A 6,851-nucleotide genomic window follows, 5' to 3' on the forward strand; every position below is an offset into this window, starting at 1 on the left:
GCCCGGTCATGACCACGACGATGACGAAGACGCTCACCACCGCGAAGAAGGGCGACACGTCCGCCCGCTACCGCCCCACCGTCGGCGACGTCCTGTTCCGCATCGGCAACTACGCGCTCTTCGCGCTGTTCGCCCTCATCTGCGCGTACCCCTTCTACTACCTGATCATCAACTCGGTCAGCGCCAACGACGTCTCGGCACTCGGCGATGTGCGCCTGTGGCCCGTCGACTTCCACCTGTCGAACTACGCCCAGGTGTTCCAGCTCCCCGGCCTGCCCATGGCCACCGTCGTCAGCATCGGCCGCACCGTCATCGGCACGGCACTCACCGTGCTCGCGTCGGCGTTCCTCGGGTTCATGTTCACGCAGACCCGCATGTGGGGCCGCAAGTTCTGGTACCGCTTCCTCATCATCACGATGTACTTCAGCGCGGGCCTGATCCCGGTGTTCATCATCATGAAGACGCTGGGGCTCACCAACAACTTCTGGGTGTACGTGCTGCCGTTCGTGGTGCAGCCGTTCAACGTGATCCTCGCCAAGACCTACGTCGAGTCGATGCCGAAGGAGCTGCAGGAGGCCGCCGAGGTCGACGGCGCCAACATCCTGCAGGTGTTCTTCAAGGTGTACCTGCCGAACATGACGCCGATCCTCGCCACGATCGCCATCTTCAGCGCGGTGACGCAGTGGAACAGCTTCCAGGACACCCTGATCTACATCACCGACCAGAGCCTGTACACGCTGCAGTACCTGCTCTACATGTTCATCAATCAGGCCTCGAGCCTCGCCCAGGCGGCGCAGAACGCCGGCGGCAACATCGGCCAGATCGCCGGGCTCGCCACCGAGCAGACACCGACCTCGATACGCATGACCGTCTCGGTGCTGGTCGTGCTGCCCATCATCTTCATCTACCCCCTGTTCCAGCGCTTCTTCGTGAAGGGCATCATGCTGGGCGCCGTCAAGGGATGACGGCGGCCGGTCCCACCAAGAAAGGAAAGCAATGAAGCTGAGAAAGAAGGTGTCCCTGGCCGTCGTGGCGCTGCTCGCGGCCGGGTCGCTCGCGTCCTGCAGCGCCGGCGGTGCCGAGCAGGGCCCCATCGACGAGTTCCCCGATAAGTGGGACGAGCAGATCACGATCGACGTCTTCGACGGCCTCGCGAACTACATGGGCGTCCAGCAGGGCTGGTTCGCCAAGGTCGTCGAAGACAAGTTCAACATGAAGCTCAACATCATCGCCCCGAACGTCGCGGGCGGCGGTGACACGCTCTACAACACGCGCGTCGCGGCCGGCGACCTGGGCGACCTCATCATCACCGACAAGGGCGAGAAGCTCGACGAGCTCATCGAGGGCGGCCTCGTCCAGGACTCGGCGAACTTCTACGGCGCCATGGACAACGCCGCGCAGTTCGACAAGGCCGTCGAGTACCTCAACGACGGCAAGGACGGCGTCTTCGGCTTCCCGTCGGCGGTGTCGTCGCTGCAGCCGACCGAGCCGTCGGAGGGTCTCAACCCCACCTTCGGCCCGTACGTGCGCTGGGACTACTACAAGGAGCTCGGCTACCCCGAGATCGGCACCCTCGAAGACCTCCTGCCGGTGCTCGCCGACATGCAGGCCGCGCATCCCACCGCCGACAACGGCCAGCCCACCTACGCCTTCTCGCTGTTCAAGGACTGGGACGGCAACATGATGGTCACGGCCAAGCAGCCCGCGTGCTTCTACGGCTACGACGAGATCGGCTTCGTGCTGGCCAAGGCCGACGGCTCGGACTACCAGAGCATCCTCGACCCCGAGGGCGAGTACATGCGCAACCTCAAGCTGTACTTCGACGCCAACCAGCTCGGCCTCGTCGACCCCGAGTCGACCACGCAGAACTACGACACGCTGTTCTCGAAGTTCCAGAACGGTCAGGTGCTCTTCTCGTGGTGGCCCTGGCTCGGCCAGTCGGCCTTCAACACCGACCAGAACATGGCGGCCGGCAAGGGCTTCCAGATGGCTCCGCTCGAGGACCAGAACATCTTCTCGTACGGCGCCGAGGCGTACGGCGGCAAGCAGGTGTTCGCGATCGGCTCCAAGGCCGAGGACCCCGAGCGCATCGCCGCGTTCATCGACTGGCTGTACTCCGCCGAGGGTGCGTACGCCAACAGCAGCCAGACCGGTGCGTCGGCCGGCCCGCAGGGCCTCACGTGGGACGTCAACGACGCCGGCGAGCCCGAGCTCACCGAGTTCGGCCAGCAGGTGTTCCTCGAGGGCGGCGCGACCGTTCCCGAGGAATGGGGCGGCGGCGAGTACGCCGACGGCGTCTCTGCGCTGAACCTCAGCGCGGTGCTGCCGATCGAGGTCGACACCGAGACCGGCTTCCCGTACAGCTACACGTTCTGGCCGAGCTACCAGGCGACGATCGCCAACCCGCTGACCGAGGACTGGTCGGCGAACATGGGCGACGTCACCTCGACCATGGAGTACCTCGAGACCAACGACCAGCTGCTCGTCGCACCGGGTGCGAGCTTCACCGCTCCCGCCGACAGCTCCGAGATCGAGACGCTGCGCAACCAGGTCAAGGAGATCATCAAGCAGTTCTCGTGGCAGATGGTCTTCGCCGAGAGCGAGGCCCAGTTCGAGTCGCTGCGCGACGAGCTCATCGAGACCGCCAACGGCCTCGGCTACGAGCAGGTGCTCGAGTTCGACATGGACAACGCGAAGTCGCAGAACGACCAGCGCCTGGCCGTGACGGAGGAGTTCTCCAGCTGACACCGGCGTGACGGCGAAGGGCTCGGGATGAGGCATCCCGAGCCCTTCGTCATGTTGCCTGTCGCCGCGTTCCCTCGTCGCATCCCGCCGTCGCCCTCACCTGGCGCAACACGCGGGATGCCTCTCGCGATGCCGCGTGTTGCGCCAACCGAATGGGGGGAGTGCGGACGCGGAAACGACGGGTCGTGCCACAGACAGGAGGGGTGACGGATGCCGGAGGTCGCGGCGCCGTGGATAGCGCAGGCAGGAGGGATCGCGGATGCCGGGGGCCGCGGCATCCGTCACCGCAGCGGCGGCGGGGGTCAGGCCTCGTGGCGGGTGAAGACGCTGCGGAAGAGGAAGGCCGTCGCGTACGCGCCCACGGAGAAGCCGATGGTGGCGACCAGGATCGCGACCGGCGGGAAGAGGATCGTGAGTGCCACCGCCGTCACCGGGATGACGAGCACGCCGAGCGTGCGCACGGGCTCGGCCGCCGGCAGCAGGAGGGCGTTCTTCAGGGTCTGGCCCACGGTGTTGCGGAAGTAGGCGACCTGCGCCATCGCGTACAGGAACGCGGCGAAGAGGTAGACCGCGCCGATCACCGCGACCACGCCCGCCACCCCGGCGAAGAGGGCCGGGTGCGAGAACCAGAACACGCTCGAGAACCCGAGCAGCACGGCGGGCGCGAGCAGGCACAGCATGAGCACGGTGGCGCGCCCGAAGTTCGCGCGGAAGGCCGGGAAGTAGTCCTTGAGCGGCCGTCCGCTCTCGTCGTCGGAGTACCGGATCGTCACCTCGTAGAGCGCGCTCGTGGCCGCGCCGATCGTCACGATCGGCAGGCAGAGCACGATGTAGAGCAGGTTCAGCGCGACGAAGGTCAGGAACGTCGAGAAGCCGTTCAGCGCCCGGCTGTCGGGGTCGATCCGCATGCCGGCGTCACTCGCCCCCGCGATCGAGGGCGGCGCTGTGATCGAGGGCTGTGCTGGGCACGCTCGGCACGGTCATGCGGTCGCGGGCTCGCCGGTGAGGGCGGGCGGCAGCAGGCGGACGGCCGGCTTCGCTCCGCTGGTGAGGATCTCGCAGATCATGTCGGTCGCGGCCGCGCCGATCGCCTCGGCGGGCACGGCGATGCTGTCGGCGAGGCCCGACACCGAGCGCGCGACGTCGTCGGGGCAGAGGGCGACGATCGCGAGCTCCCGGTCGTCGCGGCGACCGCGCTGCGTGATCGTCGTGGCGACGTGGGGGAGCGCACCCTCGTTGTGCACGAAGAACCCCGTGATGTCGGGGTTCTCGGCCATGACGCCCTCGACGGTCGCGACGGCCTCGGCGGTGCTCGGGCAGGCGTGCACCGAGCCGACGACGCCGCTCGCGTCGCACGCGGCGAGGAAGCCGCGCGCCAGCCGGTCGGCGTACGACGTGTGGCGCGTCATCACCTCGGGCGGCGAGCCGATGAGGGCGACGCGGCGGTGCCCCAGGGCGACGAGGCGGTCCACCGCCAGCCAGCCGGCGGCCTCGAAGTCGAAGTCCACGCAGGGGATCGCGCGGCGCCCCTCCGGCAGGCCGATGAGGACGCTCGGATGCCCCAGCCCCGACAGGGTGTCGATGCGCGGGTCGTCGGACTCGACGTCCATGACCAGCAGCGCGTCCACCATCGATCCCTTCGCGGCGCGCTGCAGCGCCTTCGAGTCGTCGCTCGCCAGCAGCAGGATGTCGTAGCCGTGCTTGCGCGCCTGCGTGACGACGCCGGTGACGATCTGCATCACGACGTGCACGTCGACGCCGGTGCGCAGCGGCGCCTGGAGCCCGATGACGTTCGTCGAGCGCGAGGCCAGCGAGCGCGCGCCCGCGTGCGGGCTGAACCCGAGGCTGTCGATGGCCTTCTCGACCCGATCGCGTGTCTCTTGCGAGATCGCACGCTTGCCGCTCATGACGTACGACACGGTCGAGATCGATACGCCCGCCGCCTGTGCGACGTCCGCGATCGTCACCATGGAATTCCCCGTTCCCCTGCATCGATCACCCGGGTTCCTCCCGGGGCGAGATCGTACGTGCCGATCGCGCCGCCCGGCCCGTGCACCTTCATTGTCGCCGGTCGCGCACCCGCGCGAAGACGCGCCCGCACGAGCGCGCCGCCCGCCCACTCCACATCGATCGTCACGTCGCCGCGCGAACGGATGCCGCGCACCCGGCCATCGGGCCACGCCGACGGCAGTGCGGGCAGCAGCCGCAGCGTCACGCCGACCGGGAGCCTGTCGTCCCCGGGGCCGGCGTCGTGCCGCTCGGGCTCGAGGAACGACTGCACCAGCGCCTCCGCGATGGCCGCCGTGACGCCGAGGTTGCCGTCGATCTGGTACGGCGGGTGGGCGCTGAAGAGATTCGGGTACAGCCCGCCGCGGTGCTCGCGCGAGGACTCGTCGGCGGGCCGCAGCGCCAGGCGCAGCTGCGCGTGCACGGCGTCGCCGTCGCCGAGTCGCGCCTGCATGGCCGCGCGCCACGCGAGCGCCCAGCCTGTCGACTCGGGGCCGCGCAGCCGGATGGATTCGGATGCCGCGCGAGCGAGTCCGGGCGTCGCCTGCGGCGTGATCTGCGCCAGGGGGAAGAGCCCCACCAAGTGCGAGAGGTGACGGTGCAGCGGCTCGGCCTCGGGGCGCTCCCGATCCCATTCGAGCAGGTCGCCGCGCTCCGAGACCGCCGGGTCGGGAAGCGCGTCGGTGCGGGCGCTGAGCTCGGCGAGCCACGGCTCGTCGGCGCCGAGCACGGCGGCCGCGCTCCGGCAGACCGCAGCGAGCTCGCGCAGCAGTGCGACGTCCATCGTCGCCGTCTCGCCGACACCGCGCGCGCGGCCCGCGGTGTCGAGGTAGTGGTTCTCGGGCGAGGTCGACGGGCTCGTCCACGAGCGCTCGCCGTCGGACTGGATCCACGACAGCGCGAACGCGGCGGCCGACGCGAGCACCGGCCAGGCCTCGTCGCGCAGGAAGGCGCGGTCGCCGCCGAACGCGTAGTGCTCCCACAGGTGCAGCGCGAGCCACGTGCCTCCGAGCGACCAGTTCGCCCACGCCGGGTCGCCGTGACCGGCGCCCACCGGCGCGGCGAAGGCCCAGGCATCCGAATTGTGGTGTGCGACCCAGCCGTCCGCGCCGTACAGCTCGCGAGCGACCACCGGCCCCGTCGTCTCGGACAGGCGACGGGTGAATCGCAGCAGCGGCTCGTGGCACTCCGCGAGGTTCGTGGTCTCGGCGGGCCAGTAGGCCATCTGAATGTTGATGTTGAGGGTGTACGCGCTCGACCACGGGCCGGGCAGCTCGGCGTTCCAGAGACCCTGCAGCGTGACGGGCAGCCCGCCCGGCTGCGACGACGCGATGAGCAGGTATCGGCCGTAGTGGAACGCGAGGGCCGCCAGGGCGGGATCGTCGTGCCCCTCGGCGCGCCGCACGCGCTCGGCGGTGTCGAGCGCCGCGTCGGCGTCGGCCACCGGCAGCTCGAGTACGCAGCGCCGGTAGAGCTCCCCGTGTGCGGCTTCGTGGGCGGCGAGAAGGTCGGCGGCGGTCGCGTGCACATCGAGGGATCCCCGGATGCCGCGCAGCACCGCCGCCGCGCGGCCGAGCGCGTCGCGGGCATCGGCCGGATCCCCGGGGAGCGGGGGCGCCGTGGCGGTCGCGACGGCGAAGAGGTGCGTGGTGGCGGGCTCCGAGATCAGCGCTCCGCCGGCCACGGCGGCGGGGCCGCGGGACTGGACCAGGATCGCGCCGTGCCGGCCGTGGTCCTCGTCGTACCGGATCGGCTCGGCCGGCTCCTCGTGGCCGGGCGCCACGTCGACGGGCAGCCACCATTCGGTGGCGAGGTCGCCGCCGGCCGAGCGGGGCGCGGAGCGCGGGCGCAGCAGCGAGCCGACCTCAAGCCGCACGCGCACCGGCGCGCTCGCCGTGATCTCGAGCATGACGGCGCCCGTGACGAGGTCGGCCCAGGTCCGGTGGCGCACGTCGACCTCGCCGACGGCGTACGCGTGGGACGCGACGCCGGTGGTGAGATCCAGATGTCGTTCGTACCGCTGAGGCGTTTCGTCTCCCTCGTTCCTCGGTCGCTCAACGGCCGGGACGCGCGACGTTTCGTTCCGCTCGTTCCTCGGT

At 69.9% G+C, this 6,851-nt stretch carries 5 protein-coding genes; 2 read left to right on the forward strand and 3 right to left on the reverse strand.

Annotated features, from left to right (window positions below; translation table 11 throughout):
- Positions 1 to 8: 8 nt before the first annotated feature.
- Positions 9 to 965 (forward strand): carbohydrate ABC transporter permease, encoded by a 957-nt coding sequence (locus IM770_RS04530; protein WP_203579952.1) that lies wholly within the window; start codon positions 9 to 11, stop codon positions 963 to 965.
- A gap of 31 nt (positions 966 to 996) precedes the next feature.
- Positions 997 to 2,745: a type 2 periplasmic-binding domain-containing protein gene (locus IM770_RS04535; RefSeq protein WP_203579953.1), complete on the forward strand. Its 1,749-nt coding sequence runs from the start codon at positions 997 to 999 to the stop codon at positions 2,743 to 2,745.
- 302 nt (positions 2,746 to 3,047) lie between these two features.
- Here IM770_RS04535 and IM770_RS04540 read toward each other — a convergent pair whose 3' ends face one another.
- From IM770_RS04540 to IM770_RS04550, 3 genes are all read right to left on the reverse strand, one after another.
- Complete coding sequence (locus IM770_RS04540; protein WP_203579954.1) at positions 3,048 to 3,653, reverse strand: YesL family protein; 606 nt, start codon at positions 3,651 to 3,653, stop codon at positions 3,048 to 3,050.
- Positions 3,654 to 3,725: 72 nt separating this feature from the next.
- On the reverse strand, positions 3,726 to 4,715 hold the full coding sequence (locus IM770_RS04545; protein WP_203579955.1) for a LacI family DNA-binding transcriptional regulator: 990 nt from the start codon (positions 4,713 to 4,715) through the stop codon (positions 3,726 to 3,728).
- On the reverse strand, positions 4,709 to 6,851 hold a 2,143-nt coding region (locus IM770_RS04550; protein WP_203579956.1), incomplete at its 5' end, for a glycosyl hydrolase family 95 catalytic domain-containing protein. The genes IM770_RS04550 and IM770_RS04545, both read right to left, overlap by 7 nt.

This window comes from Microbacterium hibisci (assembly GCF_015278255.1).
Classification (GTDB): Bacteria; Actinomycetota; Actinomycetes; order Actinomycetales; family Microbacteriaceae; genus Microbacterium; species Microbacterium hibisci.